At 67.6% G+C, this 16,060-nt stretch carries 10 protein-coding genes; 1 reads left to right on the top strand and 9 read right to left on the bottom strand.

Annotated features, from left to right (window positions below; translation table 11 throughout):
• The 5 genes from AC1DQF_RS18255 to AC1DQF_RS18275 form a co-directional block, all read right to left on the bottom strand.
• Window positions 1-327: hypothetical protein (locus AC1DQF_RS18255; protein ID WP_477526651.1), on the bottom strand; the 327-nt coding region annotated here is incomplete at its 3' end.
• A 280-nt stretch (window positions 328-607) separates the two neighbouring features.
• On the bottom strand, window positions 608-823 hold the full coding sequence (locus tag AC1DQF_RS18260; protein WP_477526652.1) for a hypothetical protein: 216 nt from the start codon (window positions 821-823) through the stop codon (window positions 608-610).
• 1,167 nt (window positions 824-1,990) lie between these two features.
• Window positions 1,991-2,326 (bottom strand): hypothetical protein, encoded by a 336-nt coding sequence (locus tag AC1DQF_RS18265; protein ID WP_477526653.1) that lies wholly within the window; start codon window positions 2,324-2,326, stop codon window positions 1,991-1,993.
• 49 nt (window positions 2,327-2,375) lie between these two features.
• Window positions 2,376-3,221 (bottom strand): TY-Chap2 family putative peptide chaperone, encoded by an 846-nt coding sequence (locus AC1DQF_RS18270; RefSeq protein WP_477526654.1) that lies wholly within the window; start codon window positions 3,219-3,221, stop codon window positions 2,376-2,378.
• A 283-nt stretch (window positions 3,222-3,504) separates the two neighbouring features.
• Window positions 3,505-4,731 (bottom strand): tyrosine-type recombinase/integrase, encoded by a 1,227-nt coding sequence (locus tag AC1DQF_RS18275; protein WP_477526655.1) that lies wholly within the window; start codon window positions 4,729-4,731, stop codon window positions 3,505-3,507.
• Between the two features lie 1,457 nt (window positions 4,732-6,188).
• Between AC1DQF_RS18275 and AC1DQF_RS18280 the strand changes: the two genes are divergently transcribed.
• Window positions 6,189-6,719 (top strand): GNAT family N-acetyltransferase, encoded by a 531-nt coding sequence (locus AC1DQF_RS18280; protein ID WP_477526656.1) that lies wholly within the window; start codon window positions 6,189-6,191, stop codon window positions 6,717-6,719.
• Window positions 6,720-7,725: 1,006 nt separating this feature from the next.
• Here the strand turns inward: AC1DQF_RS18280 and AC1DQF_RS18285 are convergent.
• The 4 genes from AC1DQF_RS18285 to AC1DQF_RS18300 all read right to left on the bottom strand — a co-directional run bounded on the left by AC1DQF_RS18285 (window position 7,726) and on the right by AC1DQF_RS18300 (window position 15,908).
• Entirely contained in the window at window positions 7,726-11,004 is a 3,279-nt protein-coding gene (locus AC1DQF_RS18285) for an AfsR/SARP family transcriptional regulator (protein ID WP_477526657.1), read from the bottom strand.
• Between the two features lie 164 nt (window positions 11,005-11,168).
• Window positions 11,169-14,492, bottom strand: a complete 3,324-nt coding sequence (locus tag AC1DQF_RS18290) for a heavy metal translocating P-type ATPase (protein ID WP_477526658.1) — start codon at window positions 14,490-14,492, stop codon at window positions 11,169-11,171.
• A gap of 141 nt (window positions 14,493-14,633) precedes the next feature.
• Complete coding sequence (locus AC1DQF_RS18295) at window positions 14,634-15,722, bottom strand: flavin-containing monooxygenase (RefSeq protein ID WP_477526659.1); 1,089 nt, start codon at window positions 15,720-15,722, stop codon at window positions 14,634-14,636.
• A gap of 18 nt (window positions 15,723-15,740) precedes the next feature.
• Window positions 15,741-15,908 carry a hypothetical protein gene (locus tag AC1DQF_RS18300; RefSeq protein ID WP_477526660.1) on the bottom strand — a complete coding sequence of 56 codons (168 nt, stop codon included), beginning with the start codon at window positions 15,906-15,908 and terminating at the stop codon, window positions 15,741-15,743.
• Window positions 15,909-16,060: the final 152 nt, after the last annotated feature.

Consider the following 16,060-nt stretch of genomic DNA (forward strand, 5'->3'; position numbering starts at 1 on the left):
CGTGGAGCGGATCGCGTCGGCTAAGGCGCTCATCCGGCTGGGTTCCGTAATGAACTCCAATAGCACCTGGCGATCGAAGCGACCACCTTTGGTGGCCACGCCCTGGTAGTTCGGGTGCTGCGTGGCAATGTCGAAAGTCTTTCGTTGCACACTCGACGTGCTGCGGAAGTTGGGTTCCCGTACGCCCAAAGGGTGGATCGGTGCAGAACGCAATAACTGCGACAGGTCAACCACCGGCTGCTGATGCGCCCGCAGGCCGTGGAAGTTGTTGGCGGCCACGAGGTCGGTGGCGAGGACAACCTCGTCGTACGTCCAGTCGAAGTTCACGCGCGCACTGTAGGCCCGGCCACCGACGGGAAGGGGCGTTTCGGTTACCGAGGTGCTATCTGCCCGGAGGGGTCGGCGCCGAGACCGGAGCATGTGCCGAGACAACACGGAATATCGAATCACGGCGAACATGCACCCACGCGTCGTGGCCCACGGCTGCAGAACTCGCCCCAGAGTTGCAGACATAGGTCAGGGCCGTGCGGGACCACCTCAACGAATCGGATCGTTGGGGGTCTCGTGGACGTGCTTGAGCCGGTGGGTGCCCCAGATGACTAGTTGATCACGGCGAGAAGAAGTCGTACGGGATCGAGTGCTCCTTGAGCCACGTCATCTCGCCGACCCGGAGAAGTTCAGCCGCGTTGGCCTCGAGGAGATGCAGCACGTCAGCACCGTCGGGTCCGCCCAACGCCATGACCAGCGCGGCGACGTTCTCGGACTTGACGGTGAAGAAGTACTCATACTCGCCATGGCGGAGATCCTGGCCTTCGAAGCTCACAGACCCATCGCCAAGCATTGCGGCATCGACGAATAGCTGATCCTTAGCCCAGAGGGACGTTTGGCGTACTCGGTTCATGTACAGGGTCGCCTTTCAGCGCAACGGCTGCCAGGACGCTATCCCGAGCGGCCGAGGTGCACGGCGAATTCGGGCGAGTTCGTGGAGGGAGGATTCGACGCGACTCGCTCTGCCCGGTCTGGCGTTCCATCGGGCTCGGRCGGCCGCGCTGGATCAGTCAGATCGTTCAGYGAGATCGGATCAGTACGGGATCCGATCTGGGGGTGCTGGGCGGGCAGGCGACCAGGCGGTGCCTTCGAACTCCAGGCGGATCCAGGCATCGATGCTGTCGCCGTAGTAAATGACGTCGCCTTCATGGGCGGATAGAACCCAAGAATGCTCAAGGTGTCTTCCCGACGGAAGGTATCGGTTGCCGTACAGCGGGATCAAAGGCGGAAAGCCTGTTGGTGGGATGGGGACGGCGTCTGGATCGCCAGCTGATGGAGCGTCTTGGATCCACGTCTCGAGCTCATGTGGGTCCCCGCCTCGCCAGTCTGGCCATCGAGGCCTTTGCCGGGCGGTGACTCTCTTCGGAGGTCTACAGGGAGGCCTACCTGAAGAAGTGTCCGGTGGGGCCGCGAGAACGCGATGTCGAAACGCCGTTAACGAGGCCTCTCGCCTCACCGGTTTCAAACCCTCTCCGGGGAGCCTCTCGTGACGGCAGACGAAGGCGAAGCGAAGTCCAGTGTGACAGTGAGCGTGCTTGTCGTCCCGGCCGACGGACCCGTCTGCCTCCGAGAGGCGGAAGCCTCGTACGAGACGTGGTGCCGTCTGGTGGACGACGTTGGCGCCGAAGCAGTCTTTCTTCCCGACGAGACTCGACTGGCTTGGGTTGGAGCCAACGGCAAGCTGGCGTCCTCGCGACAGGAGATCAACATTCGCGCGGCCGGCTTCCTCGACCGCCTGGTGCCCGGATTCGGTCGCAGGGACTGGATCGCGGGAATGGCGGTCGTGGTCGGGCTCGACCCGGCGACGGGAGACGTCGCCGAGCTATCGACCGTAGGGCAGTCTCGCAGCTCGGGAGGTGCCGCCACGTTCTGCGCTCTGTCCGGCGGATGCAGCGCGGGCCCTCGTAAAGGCTTCCACCTGCATGCCGCACGGCGTTGTCACTCAGGCGTCAGGGTCATCGATGTCGGAGAAGTCCCAGTTGAAGTCCGGGCCCGGATCGACTGCACCGACTTTCTGTGTGGCGGCGTCGCGCAGGACCCCGTACTGCTCGTCTGTCAGATCGCCCGCGATCCACGCCGCAGTGACCTGAGTGAACGTTTCCATGTCGTCGCCGTAATCGTCGTCCCAGGCGCGCTGCTCCCTCTGCTCGAAGGTCAGTTCGCCAGCAGGACGGTCGGGATCGGTTGTCCGAATCAGGGTCTGGAACTCGGGCACTGCCGCGTGCACGTCGATCTGGTCGTTAGAGATTCGGTCAAGCAGTTCTTTCAAAGTACTCATGCGGTGTCGCTCCCTGTCGTCGTTGGCTTCGCGCTTTCGATGGGTGGGCTCATCGCTGTCCCAGCTCGAGACTGGCTCGCATGAGCCGCAGCATTGGGTCGAACTCGTGGTCTGGATCTTGGCCCGGGCTGGACGTCCACGCCGAAGGCCAGGGGATGGGCGCGCGGGACCAGTCACCGCTGGTTGGGGCGTCTCCGTCGTACACCCAGCCCTGGATGGAGGCCCAGTCCACGAGGTCGTAGTGATACTTGCCGAGTTCGGCGACGTCGTCGGCGATGTCGTCGACGTCGCCTTCGAGTTCAGGCCACACTGCGCCGGTGGAGGTTTCGAAAGTGAGTTGGAAGTCGGAGCGTTCGACCCGCCAGAAACGACATCCGGCCCGACCTTGGTAATCCGTTGGCAAAGGTGTCGTCAGATCCGGAGCTAGGGTCTTGATCTCCTCCCACCAGTACGCGTCGCTGGAGTCGCTCTGACCGCTTGAGTCGAAGAAGCCCTGAGTGATCTCGAAGGGTTCTCCGAGCATGCCCAGGCTGGCCAAGGCGGCGATCACCTTGTAGACCATTGCCTCGCGAGTCATCGGCCGAAGCATCGCTTCAGGAAGCGCGGCTTCAGACTCGATCCTCTCTGTGAACGCCATTCCACTGTGAGCGCACAGATACTCCGACCATTCGATCGGTTCCTTACGGGTGGGCTGGCCGTCTTCCCGTCCGTGGATCTGGATCGTGCCGGCTCGGTTGAGCATGATCTCTGCGCCTGCATCCGACCTGAGACAGAGCACATCGTACGTGCCCCCGGCTGGGTGCTTCTCGTACAGAGTTAAGTGCGGCTGCCGACGCACGAGAGCGCTGGCCAATCGCCACGACGCGACCTCTACGACTGAGCGAGTGAGTTCCAACCGATCCCTCTATCTCCGGCCCGGCGACGCATTCCCGGGTTCTGTGGTGGTGCTTCCGACCTGACATGCACTGACCGACCGCATTGTCCATCGTTGGGTATCACAGGGTCAGATGTAACGATCATTGGACCGCCTTGCCGGGACCCGCCGCCCGCACGTGCGCCTCGACGTCGTCACTGCCATTCTGGCGGTTTAGCTCTTCCGCCAGTCGACGAACGGGCGGGTAGGGGAGAGATCCGGTATCGGCCGACCCAAGGATGAGGGCTCAGGTCCTGCGGGGACGTCACGATTCAGTTGTCTGCACGCGCCACCCCCGTGCCTCGGCACGCTTGCGGGCGAGCTCGGCGAGGCGATCTGAAGCGGCCTGCTGATAACGCATGGCCGCCTGGTTGGTTGAGTGCCCACCGAGGGCCATCAGTTCAGCGAGCGTGGCGCCGTGGCGGGCGGCTTCGGTGAGGGCGCCGTGGCGGAGGTCGTGGAAGCGTAGGTCTTCACGGCCAGCGATTCGGCGAGCCTCGTACCAGCCCCAGCCAGTGGTATCAGGCTTCCCGCGGCGCCTCTTGGAGACCTTGCCGTAGAAGGCGCTGGGGGAGAGGTGGCCGCCGTTTCGGCCGGGAAACATGAGTCCCTCCTGCCCCGGGGCGGCGTGGGTCTGCTTGTGTTCCTCGACGGCGTCGAGGATGTCGGGCGGGATGGGCACGTCGCGGACGCCGGCGTCGCTCTTGGGTGCCTTGGCGACCACGCCGGCGGATTTGGAGCGGACGACGCCTCGGCGTACGTGGATGATTGCGTTCCTGGTGTCGACGTCGAAGCGGCGCAGCTCGGCCAGCTCGCCGAAACGGAGGGCGCACGCGTCTGCCAGGAGCACCATCAACTGGTGGCGTTCCGGCAGGGCGGCAACCATCGCGGCCACTTCTTGTGCGGTGGCGGGGCGGATGCGGCGCTTGTTCCCCGACGATCCGCCGCCAGAGATGCCGCACGGGTTGAACGGGATGAGCGGTCGGCCGCTGTTCTTGGTCGGATCGGCGGCGGTGCGCATGATCGCTCGTAGCAGCGAGTRGGCATGTGCCTGGTACGTCGGCCGGTCGGGGGCGGCGGTGTCGTACCACTGGGCGACGGCCTCCGGGGTGATGGCCTTGAGTTCAACTTCCCCGAACCACGGCAGAATGAAGCGGTCGAGCAGGTCCTGATAGTGGTCACGGGTGCGGTCGGCAAGCGGTCGACCCTTGACCTTTCGGTCGGCCAGCCAGGCTGGCGCATACTCGCCGAGGGTCTGCGACCTGGCTCGCTTGGCGGCCACCCGGTCGGCCGGGGGAGTCCAGGCGCCGCTTGAGATCAGTCGACGTTCGTCGACAAGCCAGGCCTCCGCATCCACCTTCGCTTGGAACGTGTATGGAGCGGGGTGGCGGATCTGCTTGCCGTCCTCGGACAGGCGACCGTAGGGATCGCTGTAGCGTGCTCGGTAGCGCCCGCTGGGCAGCTTGACTATCTGGCCGAACGACCGCTTCATACGTGCTCTCGACATGTTCCCAACCGAGGTTGTGTCCTATGCGTGTCCTATCAGAGCGTAGTAGAGCACTCACGTGATCAGTAGTGATCACATCACAGACGTCGGAAAGCCCAGCTCAGAGGCGATTTCTGCCCGATTTGGCCCGGGAGTGTTGTGTCATGCGATCTGGTTCGAACCCAGTATCGCCCACCAAGCACGGAACCGCCTCTGACCTGCGAGAACAGTGGGCCGGGGGTTTTCCGATTGGCCCGTGTAGCCCTAATGAAGCCCTACGTTCGCGCTCAGCGCCGTTCTGAGGGGCATCACCAGTCGAAGGTCGGGATGCGCTGGAGCCTTGGGGGTCCGGCACCGGCTCCGCATCGACACTGGCGATCGTCTGGTCAAGCTGCACGTTTGGCGGAAGGCTGCTGTAGTCCTTCGTGACGTTCGCTTCGCCCGGCCGGTTGTCGTCTGCTTGCATCTTCGACCCTAGTCCTGCAGTCCGCATCTTCGGCACACTCGCTCATCGGCATGACCGTGCCCCATCAGATCCGGATCCGAATGTTCCGCAATGGGACTGCACGCCAAGGTCACCTTCCTCGTCGGACCCAGCCGAGCGCCGTCAAGGAAGCGAGCCCAAAGGCCAAGCCGATGGAGGCATGGGCGACATCAAGTTGCATGAACGACGCCCCGAGGACGAACGTGGTGTTGATGCCTCGACGCTCTCCCAGCTGCGCGAGGGCGCCGTACTGCCCACGGCACTGCCATCAAGGCGCAGACAACCAGGTAGACGCCAGCCGCGTACCAACTACGCAACGCAGACTCCTCGATTCAGTGCGTGCCGGTTCGGTACCGGCGGACGCTTGACGAACAGGGCGCGACCCTCTCACGACCGGCGGGCGGACGCCCATCGCCTATCAGCGGCAGAACTGGATGCCGGAAGTGCATAGGGTGGGGTTCCGGCCGTCCCGGCAGGTAAGAGGGAGAGACGGGTTCCACCGCAGGGTGGAAGAAGTGCTGGGAAGTAGACCCCGCCTCCTCGCCGACCAAGGACTAATCGCGGCAGATGTGTGCGGTCAGACGTGTGCGGTCGGGCGGCGGCATGGCACCGGCGGCGCAAGGTGGTCGATAGGGGCGCTCCCGCGAAGCAAATGCGTGGCCTCTCAGCCCGCTGTGCGTCTAGTCTCGTGCGGTGAGCTCAGAATGGGAGCAGGCGATCGCTCAGCCCGCCGTAGGATCGCCGCCGGCATACACCTGCCCCGCCCGGACGTCCGCTCCCCGGGGCGGCGTTTAACCACGCCACCTCATCGGGTGTCCGAGGCGTCTGCCCTTGGCGGTCTCGTCGGGGTCGCGCTTCGGCACCGCTTGCCACGTCCGCTGATGGGCTCCAACCTCGCTAGCCGCACCGGGTCGGCTGCGCGGTCTGACGCACGTCTCCTTCGCAGGCCACAAGCCGCAACTACAGACAGGGTTCGATCGTGCTGACGTTCCCCATTCTCACCGAGCGACTGGAGCTCGCACCGCTCACACACCCGGACCGCGACGCCTTTGTTGCGTATCGCCGTATTCCGGAGGTGGCACGCTGGCAGAGCTGGACCCCGGACTTCTCGGAGGCAGACGCGGACAACCTCATCGCCTCCCAGCCCAGCTCGATCGATTCCAAGTCCGGGCGGTGGCTGCAGATCGCCGTTCGACGCGACGGCACGCTGGTCGGTGACGTCGCCGTACACGCGCTCGCCGAGCAGCCCGACAGCTACGAGGTCGGGATCACGATCGCGCCAGCCTCCCACGGCTCGGGGTACGCCACCGAGGCGCTGGGTGCTGTGATCGGCGGGCTCTTCGACGCGCAGGGCGCCCATCGGGTGTTCGCTGTCACCGATGCGCGCAACGAGCCAGTCGCCCGGCTGTTCCGGCGGCTTGGATTTCGACACGAAGGACGCAACATCGCCGCTGACTGGTTCAAGGGCGAGTGGACGAGCGTCGACACCTGGGCGGCGCTGCGGACCTAGATCTGCTTCCCGGCCGGTGCTGCGCCCCGGCCGGAACCGACCTCGACGTCGCTGGGACCTCAAAGCAGCCAACGCCTACAAGAGCGGCCCCACGGGGAGGTGCGCTGGGCTGGCTTGCGTGCCCGCAGTGCCGTCGGCGATTCCACTCATCGCGGCAGTCCGGACGTCGTGGCGTCGGGTGCCAGCTGTGCGCATCTAGCGCGCCCAGCGACTATTCGTCTCCCGGGGTCTCAGAATCGGCGACGGCCACGAGTGGCCACACGCATTTGGTCGGCGATCTCCCGTTGCGCCTCGTCACGCGCTAGGTCGCGCACCGTCTTTTCGAGGCCGTCCCGGACGGATGGAGCAGACCGCGGCCGCGAGTTAGCCGGCTCTGGAAGATGGATGGACGCGCTCTGGCGCCTCCGCCGGTTGTCGCTCCAGGACGGCTCGAGGCTCCGTACTGGCGACTCTCCCAACACCCGGATGACGCCGGTTATGCGCATGACCTGGAACGCGCCGACGTAGGCGATGGAATCATCCACCGACCGGACCTGCGATTCCAGACGGACCCTCACATCCTTCGCCGCACCTGGGCCGTGGTTGATGTAGACCAGAGACTCACTGTCCTCCCACTCGGCAGTGAAGTGCGCCCGACCTTCCGAGCGCCGCTGCCGCCACAGGACGTAGATGAGTCGCTGCGGTTCGAGGCATCGCTGGGCCGGACGGATCGCGGCAGATCCGGATGTTTGTGAGCGCCAAACACCGTCGGCCTTCTTCGGCAGGTGCAGGACGGTCTGATAGCGCTCGGCTGGAACGCCGCCCAGGTCCTATGTAGCCGTGCCCCTGCACCCTTCCTTCGTCCACCCTGGCAACGTGCCGAACAAGCGTGTCACAACATCGTTGTCGAGGGAGACGGACCACAGCCACCGCGCAGTGCGGATCGGCCTGAACATCCACCCGCCGAAAGTTTCTGCAGCGTCGGCTGGTTCGGGCTCGCAGTCGACGCGGCCGCCCGTAGGCTGCCCTAAAGCGCCGGCGCGAAGTGTGCGAGATCGGCGCGCTCGTGCGGCGGCGGCGGGCGGTTGAACCGTTGCCGCAGCTCGGCCGCTTCACTGAAGTGCGCGGCAGCGGCGGCGCGGTCACCCGCGTCTAAAATGACTCGCGCCAGCCCTTCGAGTGCGGAGGCGGTCACACCCGGCTCACCGAGACGGCGACCCACCTCTAGCGCCTCCTCGTAGCGGGAGCGAGCGGAACGGGCGTCTCCGTCGGCTTCATCGCATCGTCCCAAGCCGGCTAGCACAATGCCTTCGTACACGGGGGTGCCGAGGTGGAAGAACGCGTCCACCGCGACCAGGTAGTGCTTTCGAGCGGTGCCCCAGTCGTTGGCGACGTGGGCGAGCAGGCCGTAGCCGTACCCTGCGAGCACTTCACCTGCGCCGTCGCCGATCTCCCGGGAGGCGGACGCCGCCTCGTCGAAGAGCTGTTTCGCGGTCGCGTGGTCACCGAGGTGCACCTTCAAGATGGCCAGGTCGGCGAGCGCCCATTGCGCTGTGTTCCACAACCCGGCGCCTCGTGAGACGTCGATGGCTTCTTCGAGGGCGCGTGCTGCGTCTGCGAACCGGCCGAACAGCCGCAGCCCCCAACCGAGGTGGTAGAGGGTGGCGGACAGCCCCCACGCGTCGCCGAGCTGTCGAAACGCGGCGGCCGTGGTGCGTCCCAGCCGGACGGCAGTCTCCACCTCGCCGGTTTTGACTGCGGTCTCCATACGCACGAACCCGATGACCGCCGGACCCCAGGGGTCACCGTCCAGGCGGAACTGTTCCTCGGCGGCCTCGAGCAGTGCGCGTGACCGTTCCGGTTCCGCACCGGTGACGCCCTCGACCGCGAGCAGCACCCGCGACAGGGCTGCGTGCCAGGTGTCGCCGAGCTCCTCGAACAACTCCAGGCTCTCGGAAGCGGCTTCGGCGCACCGCGGGTTGGGGTGAACGAGGCAGCCGCGGGGACGTTCGACGATCGACACTGCTTGCAGCGCCAGAGCTCGTGCTGCCGGTGACCCATCGGGTCCCTCCACCAGCCGCGACAGAACGAGGCGCCCCTCGAGGTGGCGGCCCAGGTGCCAGAACATGCCTAACGAGCCGGCCATGGTCAGGGCGGCGTCGTGGTCTCCGCTGGGGCCGCTGAGGAACGCCAGCGCGGTGCGGATGTTGGGTTGCTCGTCGTGGAGCCACTGCAGCGTCTGCCGTTGCTCATGGCCTCGCAATGCGACCTCTGCGTGCTCGACGACGCCTTGGAAGTAGGCGGCGTGACGGCGTGCCACCTCGACTGTCTGCCCGGACTCGTGGAGCCGTTCGGCGGCGTACTGACGCAACGTCTCGAGCATCCGGTAGCGGCTCGTCGCGCCGGGCTCGACGACGACCATCGACCGTTCGACGAGCCGACCGATGGTGTCAAGCACCTCGCCGGGAGGCGCGCCGTCGTCGCCGACGACCGCCTCTGCCGACATCAGCGTCCACCCGCCCTGGAAGACTGAGAGCCGGTCGAACACGCGCCGCTCGGTCTCGGTCAGAAGCTGGTAGCTCCAGTCGACGGTGGCGCGCAGCGTCTGCTGCCTCTCCTCCGCGGTGCGGACGCCCGAGGTCAGCAGGGTGAACCGGTTGCCGAGGCGTTGCGCCACCTCGACCGGCGACAGCGTCGACACCCGAGCCGCCGCGAGCTCGAGCGCGAGGGGGATGCCGTCCAGGGACCTGCTGATGTCGCCAATGGCGCTGAGGTTGTCGGCGTCGAACAGCAGCCCGGGCCGCACGGCGCGGGCGCGTTCAGCGAACAGCTGAGCAGCCGGGTAGGCCAGCACCTGGCCCGGCGCAGTGCCGGGAGGTGGGGTGTCCAACGGACCTACGGTGACTTGCACTTCGTCGGGCACGGCGAGCGCTTCGCGGCTGGTGGCCAGGACGGTCACGTCGGGACACCGGCTGAGGATGTCGTCGATGAGGCTCGCGGCTGCGTCGACGACGTGCTCGCAGTTGTCGAACAGCAGCAACAGGTGGCGTTGGGACAGGAACGCGATGAGCCGCTCGCGCAGGTCCTTCGTGGCGGCGGCGCCGTCCATCGGCATGCCGAGCGCGTCGGCGACAGCGACCGGCACCTGGTCGGGAGCGTCGGCGTTGACCGACGCCAGCCTCACCCCGACCGCCCCGTCCGGGTAGTTCGGTGCCATGCGAACGACGGTGGCAAGCGCGAGGGACGTCTTTCCGGCGCCGCCTGGGCCGATGAGGGACAGCAGCCGTACGCCACCGAGGAGTTCGGCGATGGAGTCCAGCTGAGCGTCACGGCCGATCAACGGCCGGACCACGGTGGGGAGGTTCGTCGGAGCGATCCGGTCGGTGTCGGTCCGTGACCGGTGCGTCGACAGGGCAACCCCGGGCGTTGTCTCTACCGCCGGCTCGGCCACCGGGGCAGGGTCTCGGACGGGCTCTCGAGTCGGCTGCTGAGCAGGGACCGGCTCGGCCGGGACGATGTCTTGCTGGGCGCCGAGGGTGGTGTCTTGGCGCAGCACCCGCTCGTGCAGTGAGCGGAGCGAGACGGACGGTTCGAGGCCGAGGGACTCGTCGAGGACCTCTCGCGTGCGGGTGTAGACGTCGAGTGCGTCGGCCTGGCGTCCGCTGCGGTACAGCGCCAGCATCAGCAACCCGGCCAGCGACTCCAGCGTCGGGTCGTGGGCGAGGACCGGTTCGAGGTCGCCAACGACTTCATGGTGCCGGCCAAGGGCAAGTGCGACCTGGGCGCGTTCGGTCATCGCAGCCAGCCGCAGCTCGGTCAGGCGGGCGGCTTCAGCGGCGGCCCACCGTTCGAGGGCGAAGTCGCTGAGCGGGTCGCCGCGCCACAGGGCGAGTGCGTCGTCGTAGGCCTGCAGGTGGGCTGGGTTGGTGCGGCCGTTGTCGGCGGCATTCGCAGTGGCTGAGCGGGCGGCGCGGACGCGTTCAGCGAAGTCGAGCGCGTCCACTGTCGACGCCTCGACGGTGGCGCGGTATCCAACTCCTTCGCGGGCGACGATGTCACCGACCCCGACGGCCTTGAGGGCGCGGCGCAGCTTGGAGACGCGGATCTGCAAGGCGTTCATCGGGTCGACTGGGAGCGTGGACTCTGACCACAGCCGGTCGACGAGCATGGTCGCCGGGATGGTGCGGCCGGGGCTCAGGAGGAGCTGGGCCAGCAGGGCTCGTTCGGCGGTTCCGGGCAGCTTCACCGCGGTGCCGTCGACGAAGACTTCCATCGACCCGAGCAGCCGGTACCGCACGTCGTCCACTACCGCTCCATCCTCGTCTGCCGGCTCCATCGTCTCCCGAGGCTGGAGCGCGAGGCAAACGTCCGGTGTAGTCCAGCACCGTTCCTGACCGCCGTGGCGGAGCTGCCGGCCCGTCTCGTGAAGAGGCGGGCCGGCAGCAGGATGCGAGCTGCCCGGCGGGTGGGTCAGGACGCCTCGACGGTGAACGGGACGGTGATGACGTCGCCGCTCGCCAGCCGGAACTGACCCCACAGGCGGTAGATGCCCGGGGTGTCGAATTCGGCGTGCACCTCCAGCTCCGGCCCGAACGTCTGGCCCGGCAGTGCGAACACTGGGCGTCCGTTCGCGTCCTCGACCTCGGCGTGCTCGTGAGCGAACGTCTGCGCTCCGGACTTCATCACCACGATGTGACCGGCTGCTGCCAGGTACGGCTGCAGGTCGTTGACCGGGGCGCCGGTGGCGGCGTCGGCGAACGAGAAGTGCAGGTCGCTCGGCTTCCCGACGAGTGCGTCTCCGCCCAGCTCGACCTGTACGCCGTCGACGACGACAGTGCGCGGGCCGGCGGCCAGGGTGACCGGCTGGGGTGCGTCGCCGGCGATGGTGATGAGCTGGCGCTGGTGCAGGTCACCCATCTCGCCTTGCCGACGGAACTCGGTGTTCACCACGTAGGTGCCCGGGGTCGGGAACGTCAGCTCGACCTGCAGCTCGCCAGGGCGCCCGGTCGGCTCGGGGTGCACGTGCGAGAACGTGCCCAGGTCGGCTCGGGTGGCGATGAAGTGCATCCATGCCTCGTGACTGCGGGTCAGGTCCGTCACGGCCTCCCCGGTCTCGGCGTCCACGAACCTCAGGGTCACGGTCGTGGGGACGCCGGGGCGGGTGGAGTCCGGGACGTGCAGCTGCACGTTCAGCCCTGTCTGCGCTGCCTCGGTGGGCGCAACGTCGGCGGTCATCATCTTCGACATGGCCGGACGCATCGGCATGCCGGTGGTCTGCATCCACGCCAGCGTGCCGTTCATGCCCCGCTCAGCGAAGTCCATCCGGCTGACCGCGGTCAGGGCGCCGCCGATGACCAGCGCCACAGCCGCGACGCCGACCAGGTAGGCGTACTGGCTCACCTGCTGCCGGACCGGCGGGTGCAGGATCTCCTGCACCGACTCGGGGCGGCGGAAACGCCGCAACCGCAGCGCGTTCGAGAGCACGCTGACCGAGCTCATCGCCATCGCCGCGGACGCCAGCACCGGGTCGAGCAGCAGCCCGTCCCACCAGTACAGCGCCCCAGCGGCCACCGGAATGAGCAGCAAGTTGAAGAGGAAGGCCCATCCAAGGCCCTGCTTCATCGTCGTCACGGTGCGCCGCGACAGGGCGATGGCGGAAACGATGCTGCGCAGGTCACCACCGAGGAGCGTGATGTCGGAGGCGGCGATGGCGACGTCGGCGCCGGTGCCGATGGCGATGCCGAGGTCGGCCTGGGCGAGGGCGCCGGCGTCGTTGATGCCGTCGCCGGCCATCGCGACCACGTGGCCCTGCTCCTGAAGTCGGGCAACGGCGGCTGCCTTGTCGGCCGGCAGCACGTCCGCCATGACGCGGGCGATGCCGACCTGTGCAGCGACGGCGTGTGCGGTGGCAGCGTTGTCGCCGGTGATCATCCACACCTCGAGGCCGAGGGCCTCCAGCTGAGCGATGGCGTCGGCTGACTGGGCCTTCACGGTGTCGGCGACCGTGACGACGGCGGCGAGGTGCTCGTCGATGGCGACGTACATCGGCGTCTCGCCCCGGCCGGCCGCGGCGTCCGCGGTGGCGGTCATCGCCGGGTCCTCGTCGATGCCGGCGAGCTGCATCATCGCCTTGTTGCCGACCCGGACCCGGTGCACGGCGACGCGGGCGTCGAGGCCGTGGCCCGGGACGGCCTCAAACGCGTCGAGAGTCGGGACGGTGAGTCCGGCGGTGCGGGCGTGGTTGGTGATGGCCTGGGCGATGGGGTGCTCACTGCCGCTCTCGGCGGCGGCGGCGAGGGCGAGGACGTCGTCGTCGGTGAACCCGTCGGTGGTGGTGATGGCCGTGAGGGCGGGCTTGCCTTCGGTGATGGTGCCGGTCTTGTCGAGCACGACTGCGGTGAGCCGGCGGGCCTGCTCGAGCGCTTCGCCGTTCGAGATGAGGATGCCGAGCTCGGCGGCCCGGCCCGTGCCGACCATGACCGCAGTCGGCGTGGCTAGCCCGAGGGCGCACGGGCAAGCGATGATGAGGACCGCGATGGTGGTCGTGATGGCCATGGTCAGGTTCTCCGTCGGCGGCCCGAACACCGCCCACAGGACAAACGTGGCGAACGCGGTGAGGATGACGGCCGGCACGAAGATCGAGGACACCTTGTCGGCCAGACGCTGCATGGGCACCTTGGACCCCTGCGCGTCCTCGACGAGGCGGATGATCTGCGCCAGCGCGGTGTCGTCACCGACGGCGGTGACCTCGATGTGCACCGAGCCGGTCGTGTTCAACGTGGCGCCGATGACGGCGTCGCCGGCGGTCTTGTCGACCGGGAGGCTCTCACCGGTCAGCATCGACTCGTCGACAGCGGTGGTTCCGGACACGACGACGCCGTCGACGGGGAACTTCTCGCCGGGGCGGATGCGGACGACGTCACCGACCGCGACGTCTTGGACCGGGATGTCGACCTCGACGCCGTCGCGAACGACTCGGGCGGTCTTGGGCGCGAGGCCGACCAGCGCGGTGACGGCGGCGGCGGTGCGCTTCTTGGCCCGTCCTTCCATCCACTTCCCGGCCAGGACGAGCGCGACGATGATGAGGGAGGTCTCGTAGTACACGTGCAGCGGGAAGCCCCACTTCTCTGCGACGCCGGGCCACAAGGTCACGAACGTGCTGTACGTCCAGGCCACTCCGGTGCCCATGGCGACGAGCGTGCTCATGTTGGTCGAGCGGTGCTTGGCGGCAGTCCACGCGGAGGCGTACAGGTCCTTGCCGGCCCACCACTGCACAGCGGTCGCGACGACGAAGATGACGGGCATCAGCCAGTCCATCGTGTCGATGTACAGCGGCACGTACATGAGCGCCATCAGCCCGAGACCGGTTGCCAGCGCGATCTGCCACCTGACCTTCATCCGCGACAGCTCGCGGTCCCGCGCGTCCTCCTCGGCTGAGTCGTCGCTGGAGGCGCCGGGGTCGGCGGCGGCGCTGCCGCCCGCGGCCGCTGCGCCGGCACCCGTGGGCCGCTGGTGGCGGGGCGTGGCTGTGTAGCCGGCCTTGGCGACGGCGCCCGTGAGCTGGTCGAGCTGGATGACGCCGGGGTCGTAAGTGATGGAGGCGACCTCGGTGGCCAGGTTCACCCGGGCTTCAGTGACGCCGTCGAGCTTGAGCAGCGCCTTCTCGACGCGACCCACGCACGAGGCGCAGGTCATGCCGCCGATGTCGAGGGTGCAAGTCTCGGGTTCGGTGTCGAGGCCCGTTCCGGTGCTGGTGCCAGTGCCGGTGGTGATGTCGGGTGCGGTGGTGGTCATGCCGAGCTCCAAGGTTCAGTGAGGTCTAAGCGGGGTCTGGGCGAGGTCCGATGAGACGAGGTTGTGCGTGGGCTCTGTCCGGTCGCTGTCCATCTGGTGTGCTGCGGCAGGAGCGAGCGCTTGAAGGAGGTGGCGGGCGGCTCAGCCCACGAGGTCCTTGACGTGCTGGGGGCGTGCGGCCGCGAGCTGGTCGGCGACCCAGGCGGCGTCGGACTGGACGAACCCGAGCAGCGCTGAGCCGCGGGTGTGCTGCCAGGGCAGCCCGACGAACGCCAGTCCAGGCACGGCGGTGATGCCTCGCCGGTGTCGGAGACGCCCTTGCTCGTCGAAGGCATCGGGGATGTCGAGCCAGGAGTAGTCGGCGCGGAACCCTGTGGCCCACACGACGACCGCGGCGCGGACCGAGCTGCCGTCCTGGAAGGTGACCAGATCGCCGTCTATTGTGACCACGCGCTCTCGGATACGGACACCGGCGCTGCGCAGCCGCTTGAGGGGCGTGCCGATGACGAGGTCGCTGCGGTCCCGCATGCGGCGCGCTAGCCGCGACTCGACGGTCTTGTCCATCAGCCCCAGGCGGGTCAACCACCAGAACAGGTCACGGCCAAGAAACCGCTGCGGGAGCTGCGGAGGCACCGTTCCAACCGCCAGGGTCACCTCGCGGGTCGCGGCGAGCTCCTCGGCGATCTGTCGACCCGAGTTCCCGGCCCCGACGACGAGGACTGGCCCGGCTGGCAGGTCATCGGGGTTGCGGTACTCCGCGCTGTGGCGTTGCGCCACGTCTATCGAGAGTCCTGCAGCGACGCCGGGGATGACGGGGTCCTGGAACGGGCCGGTGGCGATGACGACCTGTCGTGTCGTCAGCGGACCGTCGTCGGCGTGGATGACGAACCCGTTGGTGCCCTGCTCGATGCGGGCGACCGGGCAGTTCAGCCGGACGGGGAGCGCGAAGTGGGTGGCGTAGGCGCGGAGATAGTCCGCGACCATGTCCTTGGTCGGGTACGTCCCGTCCGGCGCGGGGAACGGCATGCCGGGAAGGGCGTCGTGCTCGGCAGGAGTGAACAGGTGCAGCGAATCCCATCGGGTGCGCCACGACTCGCCTACTCCGGAGCCAGCGTCGAGCAGCAGGAAGTTCGCGCCTTGGCGTGCGAGGTGGTAGCCGACGGCGAGCCCGGCCTGGCCGGCGCCAACGACGATGACGTCGTAGGGCTGCGAGGGGGCGGAGGCGGTCATTTCGAGTCCTTCGGGTGCTCAGTGGCGGGGTGCGGGCTGTCGCGGCGACGGGAGGACCAGTCGCAGCTCGGGGACGGTGAGGGGCGCTTGGGAGAAGTCGCCGGCGTAGTAGCCGTTGTGCGGATGCCGAGGAGCGCCGCCGGTGTAGGTGCCCGACTCTTCTTCGACAAATCGTGACGAGGCCATCTCGAACACTTCCTTCGACAGTTCTGGACGGGCGCCGGGATGTCCGGGCCGGGTTGATGACCTCAGGCTGCGTGAGCTGCCTTGCCCTGACCTGTCCGACCACTGTCCCGAGTCCCGGCCGTGCAGACAGGAGATGAACCGGCCGGTGGGCT

It is taken from the genome of Nocardioides sp. P4_G4 (genome assembly GCF_056401085.1).

Excerpts from the sequence above, each read along its gene's own strand:
- AC1DQF_RS18265 (WP_477526653.1), bottom strand. The coding sequence starts at position 2,326 with ATGAGTACTTTGAAAGAACTGCTTGACCGAATCTCTAACGACCAGATC.
- AC1DQF_RS18290 (WP_477526658.1), bottom strand. The coding sequence starts at position 14,492 with ATGACCACCACCGCACCCGACATCACCACCGGCACTGGCACCAGCACC.
- AC1DQF_RS18295 (WP_477526659.1), bottom strand. The coding sequence starts at position 15,722 with ATGACCGCCTCCGCCCCCTCGCAGCCCTACGACGTCATCGTCGTTGGC.
- AC1DQF_RS18300 (WP_477526660.1), bottom strand. The coding sequence starts at position 15,908 with ATGGCCTCGTCACGATTTGTCGAAGAAGAGTCGGGCACCTACACCGGC.